Below are 15,604 nucleotides of genomic sequence, written 5' to 3' on the forward strand. Positions count from 1 at the left end.
ATTAGCGGTCCACGTCTGACATAACAAAATCGATACTACCCAGATAGACGATCAGGTCGGATACCAGGCTGCCGCGGATCGCCGACGGGATCTGCTGCAGGTGCGCAAAGCTCGGCGTGCGGACGCGGGTACGGTAGCTCATGGTGCTGCCGTCGCTGGTCAGGTAGTAACTGTTAATCCCCTTGGTCGCCTCAATCATCTGGAAGGATTCGTTGGCCGGCATGACCGGGCCCCACGATACCTGCAGGAAGTGGGTGATCAGGGTTTCGATATGCTGCAGCGTGCGCTCTTTCGGCGGCGGCGTGGTCAGCGGGTGATCCGCTTTGAACGGCCCTTCCGGCATATTGTCGAGGCACTGCTGAAGAATGCGCAGGCTCTGGCGCAGCTCTTCGACTTTCAGCATCACGCGGGTGTAGCAGTCAGAAACGCCACCGCCGGTCGGGACTTCGAAGTCGAAATTTTCGTAGCCAGAATAAGGACGCCATTTACGCACGTCGAAGCCGATACCTGTGGCGCGCAGGCCTGCGCCGGTGGTGCCCCACTCCAGCGCCTCTTTGGCGGTATAGGCTGCCACGCCGACGGAACGGCCCTTCAGAATGGTGTTGCGCAGGGCGGCTTTTTCATAGGAGTCCAGACGCTTCGGCATCCACTCGAGGAACTCACGCAGCAGACGATCCCAGCCGCGCGGCAGATCGTGCGCGACGCCGCCGATGCGGAACCACGCCGGGTGCATACGGAAACCGGTGATCGCTTCCACCAGATCGTAGATTTTCTGCCGATCGGTAAAGGCGAAGAAGACCGGCGTCATCGCGCCGACGTCCTGAATAAAGGTTGAGATATACAGCAGGTGGCTGTTGATGCGGAACAGTTCGGAGAGCATCACGCGGATCACGTTGACGCGATCCGGCACGGTGATCCCGGCCAGTTTTTCTACGGCCAGCACGTACGGCATCTCGTTGACGCAGCCGCCAAGGTATTCGATACGGTCGGTGTACGGGATGTAGCTGTGCCAGGACTGGCGCTCGCCCATCTTCTCGGCGCCGCGGTGGTGGTAACCGATATCCGGCACGCAGTCGACGATCTCTTCGCCATCCAGCTGCAGAATAATGCGGAAGGCACCGTGCGCGGACGGGTGGTTCGGACCGAGGTTGAGGAACATGAAGTCCTCGTTGTCGGTGCCGCGTTTCATGCCCCACTCTTCCGGTTTGAAAGTCAGCGCTTCCATCTCCAGATCCTGTTTGGCTTTGGTCAGCTCAAACGGATCGAATTCGGTGGCGCGCGCCGGGTAGTCTTTACGCAGCGGGTGGCCTTCCCAGGTCGGCGGCATCATGATGCGACGCAGATTTGGGTGGCCATCGAAGGTAATACCAAACATTTCCCAGGTTTCACGTTCATACCAGTTGGCGTTGGGGAACAGTTTGGTGAAGGTTGGCAGATGCAGATCGTTTTCAGACAGCGCCACCTTGAGCATGATGTCGCGGTTGCGGTCGATGGAAATCAGGTGATAGAAAACGGAAAAATCCGCGGCGGGCAGGCCATCGCGGTGCGTGCGCAGACGTTCGTCCATACCGTGCAGGTCAAACAGCATCACGTAAGGCTTCGGCAATTTCTTCAGGAAATCACCCACCTCAAGCAGCTGCTCGCGCTTGACCCATACCACCGGTACGCCGGTGCGGGTTGGCTGAACGGTAAAGGCATCCGGCCCAAAGCGGTTGCGCAGTTCGCCGATCACCGGGTCATCAAGGTGATCGCGGGTTTGCCAGGCTGGTGCGGCGTCATGCGCGGTTAAATCGGTCATATTGTTCACCATTGCAAAAGGTCCGTGGTGACTGCCGGGCGAGACTTCGCGCTGTTGTAGATTGATTTGCGAAGTGTTTCTCCCGCCCGCAGGCGCAAATTAAATCTCGTCCGGCGTCCGCAGATTGGTCACTGCAATACGTTCGCCGCGTTTACGCTCGCGTTCCGACTGCATATTGGCGCGATAGACGCCCTGATCGCCAACCACCCATGAGAGCGGACGACGTTCTTTACCAATGGACTCCTGCAGCAGCATCAGCGCCTGCATATAGGCCTCCGGACGCGGCGGGCAGCCCGGGATGTACACATCGACCGGGATGAATTTATCCACGCCCTGGACGACGGAATAGATGTCGTACATGCCGCCGGAGTTCGCGCAGGCGCCCATGGAAATCACCCACTTCGGCTCCAGCATCTGATCATAGAGACGCTGAATCACCGGCGCCATTTTGGTGAAGCAGGTTCCGGCGACCACCATCAGGTCCGCCTGACGCGGAGAGGCGCGCAGAACTTCGGCCCCAAAGCGCGCAACGTCATGCACCGCAGTGAATGACGTCACCATTTCCACATAACAGCAAGAAAGGCCGAAGTTATACGGCCAAATTGAGTTCTTACGGCCCCAGTTCACCATGTCATGCAGCGCGTGTTCGAGTTTCCCCATATACACGCTTTTGTTGACTTCCTGCTCCAGGGGGTCGGTAACGATCTCCTGTTTCTGCAGGGGGTAACGGTCGTTCTCACCGTTAGGATCTATGCGGGTGAGCGTATAATCCATCTTATTGCCTCGCTTTTACTGCATATGACGGTTAGTGGGACTGTCTGTTTCCGGGTTAACCAGCGTGCGACGGGAACGCGCGGGCGTCCAGTCCAGTGCGCCGATGCGAACGAGATAAACCAGACCAGCCAGTAGCACTAAAATGAAAATTGCGGCTTCCACAAAGCCGACCCAACCGCTCTCGCGGATGGAGGTCGACCATGCGTAGAGATACAGGGCTTCCACGTCGAAGATAACGAAGAACATGGCAACCAGATAAAACTTCGCAGAAAGACGTAAGCGGGCCGAACCAACGGAGTCGATCCCCGATTCAAACGGCGTGTTTTTGCTACGCGCGCGCGCGCGACCGCCAAGGTACCAGCCGCCGACGAGCATCAGGCAGCACAGGCCGATAGCGATGATGAGAAATATAGCGAATGCCCAGTGATGAGCGATGACTTCAGTGGATGTTGACATACGCATTGCTTAACCAAAAAAGTGTAGCGCCAAAACCCTCTGCTCTTACTGGCAGATGAACGCCACAGCGTTTCACGGGAGGAATAAAAAATAACCGTGCAAAAAAGCGTCCCTGGAAGATGTGAGAAGCCCAGATGCCGTGGCTTTTTACCCCTTTCTTTAACCTTTTGTCAACTTTAACAAAAGTTTTCATAACATTAATTTACATTGGAATCTTTTCATTAACATTAAATGCCCTTTTATGCGAAATAACCTTGCATACTGTTCGGTTTTAGTGTTGTTGAATCGTGTCCGTTTCCGTCGTAAATCAAAAATCCCTGCTATTTTGACAGGATTTAGCCTCGATTCCTCCCCCCAAAGAGGGGTATTTTCTTGATCTGCGACACGGTTTTGTTAATTACCCCAGGAAATCGGCAACAATCCATCCGGTTTTTTAACATTAGCAGGAAGTGTTGAAAGTGCTGGGAAAAGTCGGCAAGGTGAGCGCCAGGTCACGCCAATATGCTGATTTTCTTGCAAAGAAATAAAAAAAAGATTCAAAACATCAATAATAGTGCAAAAAAAAGAGCCACCAGACGGGAAACCCACCCTTGAGGCTCTTTTTGGGCACTTACATTCTGTTACCAGTTTTTGTGATCTTTGTTAGCAAAATAACCTCACAAAATGAAGGTGCTTCCTCCCTCTTCCGGAGTAAGTGCCGGCCCGGCGCGCCAGGGATCGCTCTCCTGGCTCAGTGATTGAAAAATCGCCTGCGGTAGTTCGCCCACCGTCTGCGGATTGCAGCTAACGACGTACCGGGTATCCGGCAGGACCGGCAGGCCATCGCTGATGCCGGCCACGCGCAAATCCGGGCTCATCATTTCGACCGGACGCGCGGTGACCCCCAGCCCGGCTTTCACCGCCGCTTTCACCCCGGAGAGCGACGAGGCGCCGTGAGCCAAATGCCAGGAGACGCGGGCAGCCTCCAGCGCGGCGATGATGTCCTCACGGAACGGGCCAGGCTCTTCGAGCAAGATGAGGGGGATCGATTCCCCTTTCGCCAGCACGTAGTCCGCTGCACAGTACCAGAGGGTAGGCGACGTTCTCAGCGTGAAAGCGGTAAAACCGGGAAGCTGATGGGTGGTTAATGCCAGATCGACCTCTCCCGCGCTCAGCATCGCCATGATGACGGCATGGGGATGGACTTTAATCTCCAGCGTCATTCTGGGATAGAAGCAGCCGATGCGGTTTAACAGAAACGGCAGGATAGTATCAGCGGTTTCTTCCGACGCGCCGATGGTCAGTCCCCCCTGCAGGCTGCCATACATCAGCGACATGCAGGCTTCATCGTTAAAGCGCAGGATTTTGCGGGCATAGCCCAGCAGCTGGATGCCCTGCTCGGTCAGCAGTTTATTGCGTCCGTGACGAGCGAAAAGCTCCTTGCCAACCAGTTGCTCCAGGCGTTGCATTTGCTGGCTGACCGCGGACTGGGTACGACACACTGCGGCGGCGGCGGCGGCGAAGGTGTTCAAATCAGCGACTGCTACAAAGGTGCGCAGCAGATCGAGATCGAGGTTGAGTATCGGACGTGTTGTATTAATCATCTTTCTTCACTTACAGGTGGCTAACGCTGACCTGCCTTGTTGATGCTTTACGCCAGGTTTCCGGCTATTCCCTGAGCCTCGTGCTCACCGTCTGATGGCGGATAAACAACTGGACGAACGTTATTACATGCCAAAGTACTCGTCTGAGCAAATGCGCAGAACACCGGAGTAATATATTGTTCGTATTTCTCATTATTATTTATTACCACGGCCAGCCAGGCGTCTTACGTCGCCCCGGAAAATCGCGCAGTAGTGGTGAGAAAGCCTCTCTTTCGCCGGACTTCTTTTTGGCGAACGACGAACAATAAAATCCTGTAATAACAATATATTAAATATCAATTCAGCCATAATTCATGCCGACTACCACTGATATTAACGGCGATATTCTAACCGATTCCCATCCTTTTTATAAGCCTTAATAAGGATTAACTGAGATAATTTTAAATTTTTTTCAACATTTTATATAAATTAACAAACCTCAGATTATTACCTGTCAAAAATAATAATAATGCGCTTACGCGCAGTTTTTTATTAAAATTATTTAACATCAAAATTACAAATCAACCGCTATGAGATTAAGAATAGCGTTTTCTAGCCGCCCCCCATTCTCCAGCGCCCCGTTTACCTAACCAACAAACCAGATAAATGATGGTAAAAAAGGCACTACATCAACATAGACGACCGAAAAAATGCCATGAAAAGGCATAAACAATAGGAAAAACCAGCAACCAACAGATAAATCAATTACGCTTAAAATCCTGCATTAGCAAAATCTTCTCCTGCAAAGCCTTCAAAACAGCGGGGAGGCGGAGTACATTGTTCCGTGCTGACTTCCACGGCAGGGAGTGGCGATAACAGCTAAAAGGTCAAGATTCATGTCCCCCATCGAAAAATCCAGCAAGTTAGAGAACGTCTGTTATGACATCCGCGGACCGGTTCTGAAAGAAGCGAAACGTCTTGAAGAAGAAGGCAATAAGGTTCTGAAACTGAACATCGGCAACCCGGCACCCTTCGGCTTCGAGGCCCCTGACGAGATCCTCGTCGACGTCATCCGCAATCTGCCTACCGCCCAGGGATACTGCGATTCGAAAGGATTGTACTCGGCGCGTAAAGCTATCATGCAGCATTACCAGGCGCGGGGAATGCGCGATGTCACCGTGGAAGATATTTACATCGGCAACGGCGTGTCCGAGCTGATTGTGCAGGCGATGCAGGCGCTGTTAAACAGTGGCGATGAGATGCTGGTTCCCGCTCCGGACTACCCGCTGTGGACGGCGGCGGTGTCTCTTTCCAGTGGTAAAGCGGTGCACTATCTGTGTGACGAATCCTCTGACTGGTTTCCGGATCTTGACGATATCCGCGCCAAAATCACGCCTCGCACCCGCGGGATCGTGATCATCAACCCCAACAACCCCACCGGCGCGGTCTACTCCAAAGAGCTGCTGCAGGAGATCGTGGAGATCGCCCGCCAGCACAACCTGATTATTTTCGCCGATGAGATCTACGACAAGATCCTCTACGACGAAGCCCAGCATCACTCGATTGCCGCTCTGGCGCCGGATCTGCTGACGGTGACCTTCAACGGACTGTCGAAAACTTACCGCGTCGCCGGCTTCCGTCAGGGCTGGATGGTGCTGAATGGCCCGAAAAAACACGCGAAAGGCTATATCGAAGGACTGGAAATGCTGGCCTCGATGCGTCTGTGCGCCAACGTGCCGGCCCAGCATGCTATCCAGACCGCGCTGGGCGGCTACCAGAGTATCAGCGAATTCATCATTCCCGGCGGGCGTCTGTATGAACAACGCAACCGCGCCTGGGAGCTGATCAACGATATTCCGGGCGTCTCCTGCATGAAGCCAAAAGGCGCGCTGTACATGTTCCCGAAAATTGACGCCAAACGCTTCAATATTCACGACGACCAGAAAATGGTGCTCGATTTCCTGCTGCAGGAGAAAGTGCTGCTGGTGCAGGGTACTGCCTTTAACTGGCCGTGGCCGGATCACGTGCGTATTGTGACCCTGCCTCGCGAAGACGACCTGGAGATGGCGATCTCCCGCTTTGGCCGCTTTCTCTCCGGCTACCATCAGCTTTAGTCGTGCTGCCGCCGGCGTTTGCATCCGGCGGCGATCCCTGCGCACAATGGAACCCGATGTTGTCACTGATTAAGGGTCCCTATGAGTCAGAGTCATTTCTTTGCCCACCTCTCCCGTCTGAAACTGATTAACCGCTGGCCGCTGATGCGCAACGTGCGCACCGAAAATGTCTCCGAGCACAGCCTGCAGGTGGCGATGGTCGCCCACGCGCTGGCGGCGATTAAAAACCGCAAATTTGGCGGCCAGGTCAACCCAGAGCGTATCGCCCTGCTGGCGATGTACCACGACGCCTCCGAGGTTTTAACCGGTGATCTCCCTACCCCGGTGAAATATTTTAATTCACAGATTGCTCAGGAATATAAGGCGATTGAGAAAATCGCCCAGCAGAAGCTGGTGGATATGGTGCCTGACGAGCTGCGCGATATTTTCGAACCGCTGATTGACGAGCATCATTACAGTGAGGAAGAGCAGTCGATCGTCAAACAGGCTGACGCCCTCTGCGCCTACCTGAAATGCCTCGAAGAGCTGTCGGCGGGCAACAACGAATTTCTGCTGGCCAAAGGCCGTCTGGAAAAAACGCTGGCGTCGCGGCGCAGCGCGGAGATGGATTACTTTATGCAGGTGTTTGTCCCGAGCTTCCAGCTGTCGCTGGATGAAATCAGCCAGGATTCGCCGCTGTAATTTTTCAGGCCGGGCAGCGGTCGCCCCCTACCCGGCCTGCATATCTTAAAACGGGAAGAGCACCGGGATCAGCAGAACGCAGACCACCATCACCAGCACGGTAAAGGGCACGCCGATTTTGACAAAATCGCTAAATGAGTACTTACCCGGGCCAAGCACCAGAGTATTAACCGGCGAAGAGACCGGGGTCATAAACGCCGCCGAAGCCGCCATCGCCACCACCATGGCAAAGGGATAAGGCGACACACCCATCGACTTCGCCGCCGCCAGGGCAATAGGCGCCATCAGCACCGCGGTGGCCGTGTTAGAGATAAACAGGCCTATCGCCGCGCACATCACAAACAGGCAGCCGAGCATCAGATAAGGCCCCTCGCCTCCGGCGACGTCCATTAGTCCCTTAACCACCAGATCCACCCCACCGGTTTTCTGCAACGCCAGGGCGAACGGCATCATCCCGACAATCAGAATGATGCTCGGCCAGTGGATCGCCTTGTAGGCGCTTTCGGCGTTGATACAGCGGAATTTGCCCATCAGCAGACAGGCGATGATCGCGGCGATGGGGTTGGGGATTTCATCCGTCAGCATCAGGGCCACCATCAGCACCAGACAGAAAATCGCGTGCGGAGCCTGGCTGTGGGCCGGCGAAGCGTCATCAACCTCAACCGGCATATTGAGCACCACGAAATCCCGGCCGCGCTTCGCCAGCAGGGCAATTTGCCGCCAGTTGCCGACCACCAGCAGAATATCGCCGAGCTGCAGCGGCTCATCGACCACGGAACCATCCATCGCCTTGCCATCGCGCTTCATGCCGACGATATTGAGACCAAACCGGGTGCGGAAGGCTATCTCACGCACCGTTTTGCCCATCATCTCTGAATCCGGGATCAGCGCCACCTCCGCCATCCCCACATCCAGCGCCTGATCGGCAAAATACTCCCCGCGCAGCACCATCGGCTCGAGCATTTGCTCGCCGCAGAACTGGCGCAAGTCGACATCGGAGGCAGACATATCGATCAGCAGGACGTCGCGGGCGCGAAATTCCGAGACCCCATTGACGTTAACAATCACCCGACGGAACCGCCGCCAGCGCTCAACGCCGATGACGTTGGCACAGTAGCGCTCACGCAGCTTTAAATCATCCAGCCGCTGACCGATCATCGGCGAACCGGGTCGGATCGCCAGCCGGCGAGCGCGGCCGGTGAGGTGATATTCGCGGATCAAATCGCGAAAGGTACTTCTTTTTCGCCCATCGCGCGCGGAATCGCCATTATCCGTCTTCAGCATAAAGCGCACCGCCAGCATATAGACGATGCCCAGGATCAGCACCACCAGGCCAATCGGCGTGACGCTGAAAAAACTGAAGCCGTGCAGTCCTTCGCGCAGCAGTTCACTGTTGACCACCAGATTGGGCGGCGTCGCCACCAGGGTCATCATCCCGCTGATAAGCCCGGCGAAGCTCAGCGGCATCATCAGCCGCGAGGGTGAGGTATTCATCCGCGCCGAGACGCTGAGGACCACCGGAATGAAAATGGCGACCACGCCGGTGGAGCTCATAAACGCGCCCAACCCGGCGACGGTGAGCATCAGGTAGATCAGCATTTTGGTTTCGCTGTTGCCTGCCACGCTCACCAGCCAGGCGCCCATCTTGGTGGCCACCCCGGTACGCACCAGGCCGTCGCCGATAATAAACAGGGCGGCAATCAGGATCACGTTAGGATCGCTGAACCCGGAAAAAGCTTCGGTCAGCGTCAGCGTGCCGCTGAGGACAAAGGCGACAATGACCATCAGGGCGATAGCATCCATGCGCACCTTACCGGTAGCAAACAGCACAACCGCGATGGCCAGGAGGGATAAAACCCAAATCAATTCACCGTTCACAACGTTTCCTTGTCACAAGTGGGAGTCGACATAGTGGCATAAAAAAGCCCCGACGACGCGGGGCGAAATCATGGGTTTACGCTTTAAGACGCACATTTACCACGCCGTCAGTCTGGCGTTCAACCACCAGATCTTCCAGGCTGCTCAGCACGAGGTCAGCTTCATCCCGACGGGGGGCATCGGCGGGCACGTTGACCGCGATAGTGCGACAGCCGGCCGCCAGTCCGGAGAGGAGCCCCGCCGGCGCATCTTCCACCACCGCGCACTCCCCGGCAGGCAGACCCAGCCGCTCGGCGCCCAGCAGATAGGCGTCCGGCGCCGGCTTGCCATGCTTCACCTGCTCAGCGGTGACAAACACCTCCGGCATCGGCAGGCCCGCCGCGCGGTGACGCGCATGGGCAACCGGAATCGAGCCGGAGGTGACAATCGCCCACGGGATCCCGGCCTCATTGAGCGTATTCAGCAGGGCTAACGCCCCCGGTAGAGCGACGATGCCTTCGATATCAGTGGCTTCCATCTGCTCGAGATAACGGAATTCGGCCTGGATATCCTCCTCGCTGCGACCCGGCATAAAATGGCGAATGGAGGTAATGGCCTGCTTGCCGTGAATAAAACTGAGAATTTCATCATGGTCAATGGCGAAACGATCTCCCCACTTGCACCATGAACGCTCCACCACCGGCAAGGAATCTACCAGCGTCCCGTCTAAATCGAACAGGAAACCTTTACACTGCACGGGCACCTCCCTCAGGCATTGATGATTTGGTTAATTTCGTTACTGCTCAGATGATACTGGCGTGGGCAGGCGTGCCAGACGCTCAGCATCCGCTGATATTTCTCCCACATCGGGGTCTGCGAGTTAAAGCCATGGGTGCCGGCGTCAAAGTGGCTGTAACGGCCTTCAACGTTGACCATAAAGCGCACGTAGCCGAGAAAACGCGCTTCGGTGGCGGCATCAAATCCGAGGAAGGTGACCCGACGCTCGTCGATACCCGCCGCATCTTTCAGGTTGGTCCAGGAGACGTGTAGCGCGTGGTACATCTCCATGATGTCGATTACGGTACGGCAGGTTTCTTCCGTCAGCTGGCCGAACTCGCGGTCCAGTTCACGCATCTGCAGCCCATACCCACGCTCAATGATGGTTTGCAGACGACGGTAGCGCTCCGCATTGTCCGGGTCGAGCATCGTCATCATCTTGTACTGATTGGATAAAATCAGACGCTGCGCATTGGTCATTTCCATGTTGTGACTCCTGTAGCACGGTAGGGCGTGAAATAAAGAAGGCGCATAAATCATGCGCCTTCTTTTATATGCGTTTTCCGTAGTGAATTACAAATCATCAAGGAAAGTTTTATCGAGTTGTTTGAAGGCGCGCTTAAGCGTGTCAGCCAACGCCTGATAATCGGGCTTGCCTTCGACAGGCGCCAGCGCCTGCCCCGCCTCCTGCAGTTTGCCGCGTACTTCGTAGAACCAGTTAAGAATGGAAGGCGGCAGCGGCGTCACTGAACGTTTACCCAACCACCATAACCCCTGCATCGGCAGGCTCAGTGCAAACAGCGCGGTGGCCACGGCGGGCCCCAGCTGGCCGCCCAGCGCTATCTGCCAGCAGAGGGTGAAAATGGCGATCGGCGGCATGATGCGGATGGCGTAGCGGGTGGCACGAATGATGCGGTTTTCAATAAATACCGGCGCGAGGCGCTTGTCGAGAGGCCAGGTCTTCGCGTAGTGCTGCCCGCGGTTGAACAAGCTAAAGAAGCTAACGGGGCGTTTCTCAGGGGTCGACATGGCTTTACCTCAACTTTACATATAAAACTTAAAAAATTCGTGCAAAACACCAACTATGCATGACATCGTTCAAAAGATTTTGGCAAAGGATGCCGCAATCAGGTATCCTGTGCCCGCCTGAAAGGGCGGATAGACTCTTTTGCCAGGCTAGTCAAATTATCGCATATTCTGCCATTGGCTGAAAATTATGCAAAATGGCATAAAATCAAATGTACTTATCTCATCGTGCCTGAAAACAGAACAAGGCATGATGTTAATCATAAATGTCGAGGTCATCCTGCGCTACGCTAATGACACACTGACGTTTTTTTAGCCACGTATCATAAAAAGGTACTTCCATGTCGAGTAAGTTAGTACTGGTTCTGAACTGCGGTAGCTCCTCTCTGAAATTTGCTATCCTTGACGCCGTTAACGGCGACGAATACCTGTCCGGTTTAGCGGAATGCTTCCACCTGCCAGAAGCCCGTATCAAATGGAAAATTGACGGCGGCAAACAAGAAGCCGAATTAGGCGCGGGCGCCGCGCACAGCGAAGCACTGAACTTTATCGTTAACACTATTCTGGCACAAAAACCAGAACTGTCTGCTCAGCTGACCGCAATTGGCCACCGTATCGTCCACGGCGGTGAAAAATACACCAGCTCCGTCGTCATCGACGAGTCCGTGATTCAGGGCATTAAAGACGCGGCGTCCTTCGCACCGCTGCACAACCCGGCACATCTGATCGGCATCGCTGAAGCGCTGAAATCCTTCCCGCACCTGAAAGACAAAAACGTGGCAGTATTCGATACGGCGTTCCACCAGACCATGCCGGAAGAATCCTATCTCTACGCCCTGCCGTACAGCCTGTACAAAGAGCACGGCGTTCGTCGTTACGGCGCACACGGCACCAGCCACTTCTACGTGACTCAGGAAGCCGCTAAGATCCTGAACAAGCCGGTTGAAGAGCTGAACATCATCACCTGCCACCTTGGCAACGGTGGTTCGGTTTCCGCTATTCGTAACGGCAAATGCGTTGACACCTCCATGGGTCTGACCCCGCTGGAAGGCCTGGTGATGGGTACCCGCTCCGGCGATATCGATCCGGCAATCATCTTCCATCTGCACGACACCCTGGGCATGAGCGTTGACGCCATCAACAAAATGCTGACCAAAGAGTCCGGCCTGCTGGGCCTGACCGAAGTCACCAGCGACTGCCGCTACGTGGAAGACAACTACCAGGAAAAAGCCGACGCTAAACGCGCGATGGACGTCTACTGCCACCGCCTGGCGAAATACATCGGCTCCTACACCGCGCTGATGGACGGCCGTCTCGACGCCGTGGTCTTCACCGGTGGCATTGGTGAAAACGCCGCGATGGTGCGTGAGCTGTCGCTGGGCAAACTGGGCGTACTGGGCTTCGAAGTTGACCATGAGCGTAACCTGGCTGCCCGCTTCGGCAAGTCTGGCTTCATCAACAAAGAAGGCACCCGTCCTGCCGTGGTTATCCCGACCAACGAAGAGCTGGTCATCGCGCAAGACGCCAGCCGTCTGACCGCATAATTCCACACCGCCAGCCCTGACCCGCAATACTTCGCGCTGCAGGAAGGCGGCGACACAGCAGATCCCCGGCGCATACGCGACCGGGGTGAGCAAGTAGAGCCAACGCACGTGCAACGTGGAGTATGACGGGTCGCTGGTGGTGCTGTTTTGTATCCCGCCTGATACTGGCGGTAACGAAAGAGGATATACCGTGTCCCGTACTATCATGTTAATTCCTACCGGTACCAGCGTAGGTCTGACCAGCGTCAGCCTCGGTGTGATCCGCGCTATGGAACGCAAAGGCGTTCGTCTGAGCGTCTTTAAACCTATCGCCCAGCCGCGCTCCGGCGGCGATGCCCCGGACCAGACCACCACCATCGTTCGCGCCAGCTCCTCCACCACCACCGCTGCTGAACCGCTGAAGATGAACCACGTTGAATCTCTGCTCTCCAGCAATCAGAAAGATGTGCTGATGGAAGAGATCATCGCCAACTATCACGCGAACACCCAGGACGCGGAAGTGGTGCTGGTGGAAGGCCTGGTGCCGACCCGTAAGCATCAGTTCGCCCAGGCGCTGAACTTTGAAATCGCCAAAACCCTGAACGCGGAAATCGTCTTCGTCATGTCGCAAGGTACCGATACGCCAGAACAGCTGAACGAGCGTATTGAACTGACCCGCAACAGCTTTGGCGGCGCGAAAAACACCAGCATCACCGGCGTTATCATCAACAAACTGAACGCGCCGGTCGACGAGCAGGGCCGTACCCGTCCTGATCTGTCGGAAATTTTCGACGACTCATCCAAAGCGAAAGTCGTGAAGATCGACCCGGCTCAGCTGCAAAAAGGCAGCGCGCTGCCGGTGCTGGGCGCCGTACCGTGGAGCTTCGATCTGATCGCCACCCGCGCGATCGACATGGCCCATCACCTGAATGCGACCATCATCAACGAAGGCGATATCAACACCCGCCGCGTGAAATCCGTGACCTTCTGCGCGCGCAGCATCCCGCACATGCTGGAGCACTTCCGCGCAGGTTCGCTGCTGGTTACTTCCGCAGATCGTCCTGACGTGCTGGTTGCCGCCTGCCTGGCAGCGATGAACGGCGTGGAAATCGGCGCCATCCTGCTGACCGGCGGCTATGAAATGGACGCGCGCATCAGCAAGCTGTGCGAACGCGCCTTCGCCACCGGCCTGCCGGTGTTTATGGTCAACACCAACACCTGGCAGACCTCCCTGAGCCTGCAGAGCTTCAACCTCGAAGTACCGGTTGACGATCACGAGCGCATTGAGAAAGTTCAGGAATACGTTGCCAACTACATCAACGCCGACTGGATCGAATCGCTGACCGCGACCTCCGAGCGCAGCCGTCGTCTCTCTCCGCCAGCCTTCCGCTACCAGCTGACCGAGCTGGCGCGCAAAGCCGGCAAACGCGTCGTTCTGCCGGAAGGCGACGAGCCGCGTACCGTGAAAGCCGCAGCCATCTGCGCCGAACGCGGGATCGCCACCTGTGTGCTGCTGGGCAACCCGGATGAGATTAACCGCGTTGCAGCAGCGCAGGGCGTTGAGCTGGGCGCCGGTATCGAAATCGTCGACCCGGAAGTGGTGCGCGAAAGCTACGTGGCTCGCCTGGTCGAACTGCGTAAGAACAAGGGCATGACCGAAGCCGTCGCCCGCGAGCAGCTGGAAGATAACGTGGTTCTCGGCACCCTGATGCTGGAACAGGACGAAGTCGATGGCCTGGTGTCCGGCGCGGTACACACCACCGCCAACACCATTCGTCCGCCGCTGCAGCTGATCAAAACCGCACCGGGCAGCTCGCTGGTCTCTTCCGTGTTCTTCATGCTGCTGCCGGAACAAGTTTATGTTTACGGCGACTGCGCGATCAACCCGGATCCGACCGCAGAGCAGCTGGCGGAAATCGCGATTCAGTCCGCTGACTCCGCGATTGCCTTCGGCATCGAACCGCGCGTGGCGATGCTCTCCTACTCCACCGGTACTTCCGGCGCGGGTAGCGATGTAGAAAAAGTCCGCGAAGCGACCCGTCTGGCGCAGGAAAAACGTCCTGACCTGATGATCGACGGCCCGCTGCAGTATGACGCCGCGGTGATGGCTGACGTCGCGAAATCCAAAGCGCCGAACTCGCCGGTAGCTGGCCGCGCGACCGTGTTCATCTTCCCGGATCTGAACACCGGTAACACCACTTACAAAGCGGTACAGCGCTCTGCCGACCTGATCTCCATCGGGCCGATGCTGCAGGGTATGCGCAAGCCGGTCAACGATCTGTCTCGTGGCGCGCTGGTTGACGATATCGTCTACACTATCGCACTGACCGCGATCCAGTCAGCTCAGCAGCAGAAGTAATCGCCCGCTGAGAGAAAGCAAAAGGCAGCCAGATGGCTGCCTTTTTTTGTCAGGAGGCGAACAGCAGTTGCTGCCACGCGTTAGCGCGTTTATTCGCGCTCGCTCTCTTCCGCGTCATCATACTCGTTGCCGGCGTTACGGGTCATCCACAGCGCCAGCGCTTTCAGCGAGTCGGGCGTGAACTCATCGCAGCGGGCGGTGATCTCTTCCGGCGTTAACCAGCACACCTCGCTCACCTCCTCTTCCTGCAGGGCAAACGGCCCATGGGAGACGCAGCTGAACAGGCTTCCCCAGACGCGGCAGAATTTATCTTCGTAGTAGAACTGGCCGTGATCGGCAAACGGCACCCCGGCGATGCCTAACTCCTCTTCCGCCTCGCGACGGGCCGACTCCAGCAACTGCTCATCAGCCTGCACGACGCCGCCGGCGGTGGCATCCAGCATGCCCGGATGAAAGTCTTTTGTCTCGGTGCGTCGCTGCACCAGAATTTTCCCCATTCCGTCGTGAACGACGATATAGGTCGCCCGGTGGCGCAGGCACTGCGCGCGCATCTGCTCGCGGCTGGACTGTGCTATCACCTCATTGTTTTCATTAACAATATCGACCCATTCTGTGCTTGCCAAATGATTCTGTTCCGCCATCAGGAAACCTTACTTTAAAAGCGCTCTTGCGGCGCG

The 15,604-nt window shown here is 56.3% G+C and carries 13 protein-coding genes; 4 read left to right on the top strand and 9 right to left on the bottom strand.

The window, feature by feature from the left end:
* Nucleotide 1: 1 nt before the first annotated feature.
* From nuoC to ACLEXF_RS08950, 4 genes are all read right to left on the bottom strand, one after another.
* Nucleotides 2-1,810, bottom strand: a complete 1,809-nt coding sequence (gene nuoC, locus ACLEXF_RS08935; protein WP_004201746.1) for an NADH-quinone oxidoreductase subunit C/D — start codon at nucleotides 1,808-1,810, stop codon at nucleotides 2-4.
* 87 nt (nucleotides 1,811-1,897) lie between these two features.
* Nucleotides 1,898-2,572, bottom strand: coding sequence for an NADH-quinone oxidoreductase subunit NuoB (nuoB, locus tag ACLEXF_RS08940; RefSeq protein ID WP_002913178.1), 675 nt, complete (start codon nucleotides 2,570-2,572; stop codon nucleotides 1,898-1,900).
* 15 nt (nucleotides 2,573-2,587) lie between these two features.
* Entirely contained in the window at nucleotides 2,588-3,034 is a 447-nt protein-coding gene (gene nuoA / locus ACLEXF_RS08945) for an NADH-quinone oxidoreductase subunit NuoA (RefSeq protein ID WP_002913181.1), read from the bottom strand.
* 650 nt (nucleotides 3,035-3,684) lie between these two features.
* A complete protein-coding gene (locus ACLEXF_RS08950; RefSeq protein WP_004201747.1) occupies nucleotides 3,685-4,611 on the bottom strand; it encodes a LysR family transcriptional regulator in 927 nt (308 codons plus the stop codon).
* 875 nt (nucleotides 4,612-5,486) lie between these two features.
* Between ACLEXF_RS08950 and alaA the strand changes: the two genes are divergently transcribed.
* Both alaA and yfbR read left to right on the top strand, forming a co-directional pair.
* A complete protein-coding gene (gene alaA, locus ACLEXF_RS08955) occupies nucleotides 5,487-6,704 on the top strand; it encodes an alanine transaminase AlaA (RefSeq protein WP_004201748.1) in 1,218 nt (405 codons plus the stop codon).
* An 81-nt stretch (nucleotides 6,705-6,785) separates the two neighbouring features.
* Entirely contained in the window at nucleotides 6,786-7,385 is a 600-nt protein-coding gene (gene yfbR, locus ACLEXF_RS08960; protein ID WP_004201749.1) for a 5'-deoxynucleotidase, read from the top strand.
* A 45-nt stretch (nucleotides 7,386-7,430) separates the two neighbouring features.
* Here yfbR and ACLEXF_RS08965 read toward each other — a convergent pair whose 3' ends face one another.
* The 4 genes from ACLEXF_RS08965 to yfbV all read right to left on the bottom strand — a co-directional run bounded on the left by ACLEXF_RS08965 (nucleotide 7,431) and on the right by yfbV (nucleotide 11,048).
* Nucleotides 7,431-9,263, bottom strand: coding sequence for an SLC13 family permease (locus ACLEXF_RS08965; protein WP_023318785.1), 1,833 nt, complete (start codon nucleotides 9,261-9,263; stop codon nucleotides 7,431-7,433).
* Between the two features lie 76 nt (nucleotides 9,264-9,339).
* Nucleotides 9,340-9,999, bottom strand: a complete 660-nt coding sequence (locus ACLEXF_RS08970) for a sugar phosphatase (protein ID WP_004201751.1) — start codon at nucleotides 9,997-9,999, stop codon at nucleotides 9,340-9,342.
* An 11-nt stretch (nucleotides 10,000-10,010) separates the two neighbouring features.
* Nucleotides 10,011-10,505 (bottom strand): YfbU family protein, encoded by a 495-nt coding sequence (locus ACLEXF_RS08975; RefSeq protein WP_004201754.1) that lies wholly within the window; start codon nucleotides 10,503-10,505, stop codon nucleotides 10,011-10,013.
* Nucleotides 10,506-10,592: 87 nt separating this feature from the next.
* Complete coding sequence (yfbV, locus tag ACLEXF_RS08980; protein WP_002913194.1) at nucleotides 10,593-11,048, bottom strand: terminus macrodomain insulation protein YfbV; 456 nt, start codon at nucleotides 11,046-11,048, stop codon at nucleotides 10,593-10,595.
* A 338-nt stretch (nucleotides 11,049-11,386) separates the two neighbouring features.
* Here yfbV and ackA point away from each other — a divergent pair, with 338 nt between their 5' ends.
* Both ackA and pta read left to right on the top strand, forming a co-directional pair.
* Nucleotides 11,387-12,589: an acetate kinase gene (ackA, locus tag ACLEXF_RS08985; RefSeq protein ID WP_004201756.1), complete on the top strand. Its 1,203-nt coding sequence runs from the start codon at nucleotides 11,387-11,389 to the stop codon at nucleotides 12,587-12,589.
* Between the two features lie 190 nt (nucleotides 12,590-12,779).
* Nucleotides 12,780-14,927: a phosphate acetyltransferase gene (pta, locus tag ACLEXF_RS08990; protein ID WP_004201759.1), complete on the top strand. Its 2,148-nt coding sequence runs from the start codon at nucleotides 12,780-12,782 to the stop codon at nucleotides 14,925-14,927.
* A gap of 89 nt (nucleotides 14,928-15,016) precedes the next feature.
* Here pta and yfcD read toward each other — a convergent pair whose 3' ends face one another.
* A complete protein-coding gene (yfcD, locus tag ACLEXF_RS08995; RefSeq protein WP_002913197.1) occupies nucleotides 15,017-15,568 on the bottom strand; it encodes an NUDIX hydrolase YfcD in 552 nt (183 codons plus the stop codon).
* Nucleotides 15,569-15,604 lie beyond the last annotated feature (36 nt).

Source organism: Klebsiella pneumoniae complex sp. WS1778 (genome assembly GCF_049472055.1).
GTDB classification, from domain to species: Bacteria; Pseudomonadota; Gammaproteobacteria; order Enterobacterales; family Enterobacteriaceae; genus Klebsiella; species Klebsiella quasipneumoniae.

Bases quoted from the DNA above. Each gene is read 5' to 3' on its own strand.
- nuoC (WP_004201746.1), bottom strand. From the start codon at position 1,810: ATGGTGAACAATATGACCGATTTAACCGCGCATGACGCCGCACCAGCC.
- nuoB (WP_002913178.1), bottom strand. From the start codon at position 2,572: ATGGATTATACGCTCACCCGCATAGATCCTAACGGTGAGAACGACCGT.
- nuoA (WP_002913181.1), bottom strand. From the start codon at position 3,034: ATGCGTATGTCAACATCCACTGAAGTCATCGCTCATCACTGGGCATTC.
- ACLEXF_RS08950 (WP_004201747.1), bottom strand. From the start codon at position 4,611: ATGATTAATACAACACGTCCGATACTCAACCTCGATCTCGATCTGCTG.
- alaA (WP_004201748.1), top strand. From the start codon at position 5,487: ATGTCCCCCATCGAAAAATCCAGCAAGTTAGAGAACGTCTGTTATGAC.
- yfbR (WP_004201749.1), top strand. From the start codon at position 6,786: ATGAGTCAGAGTCATTTCTTTGCCCACCTCTCCCGTCTGAAACTGATT.
- ACLEXF_RS08975 (WP_004201754.1), bottom strand. From the start codon at position 10,505: ATGGAAATGACCAATGCGCAGCGTCTGATTTTATCCAATCAGTACAAG.
- yfbV (WP_002913194.1), bottom strand. From the start codon at position 11,048: ATGTCGACCCCTGAGAAACGCCCCGTTAGCTTCTTTAGCTTGTTCAAC.
- ackA (WP_004201756.1), top strand. From the start codon at position 11,387: ATGTCGAGTAAGTTAGTACTGGTTCTGAACTGCGGTAGCTCCTCTCTG.
- yfcD (WP_002913197.1), bottom strand. From the start codon at position 15,568: ATGGCGGAACAGAATCATTTGGCAAGCACAGAATGGGTCGATATTGTT.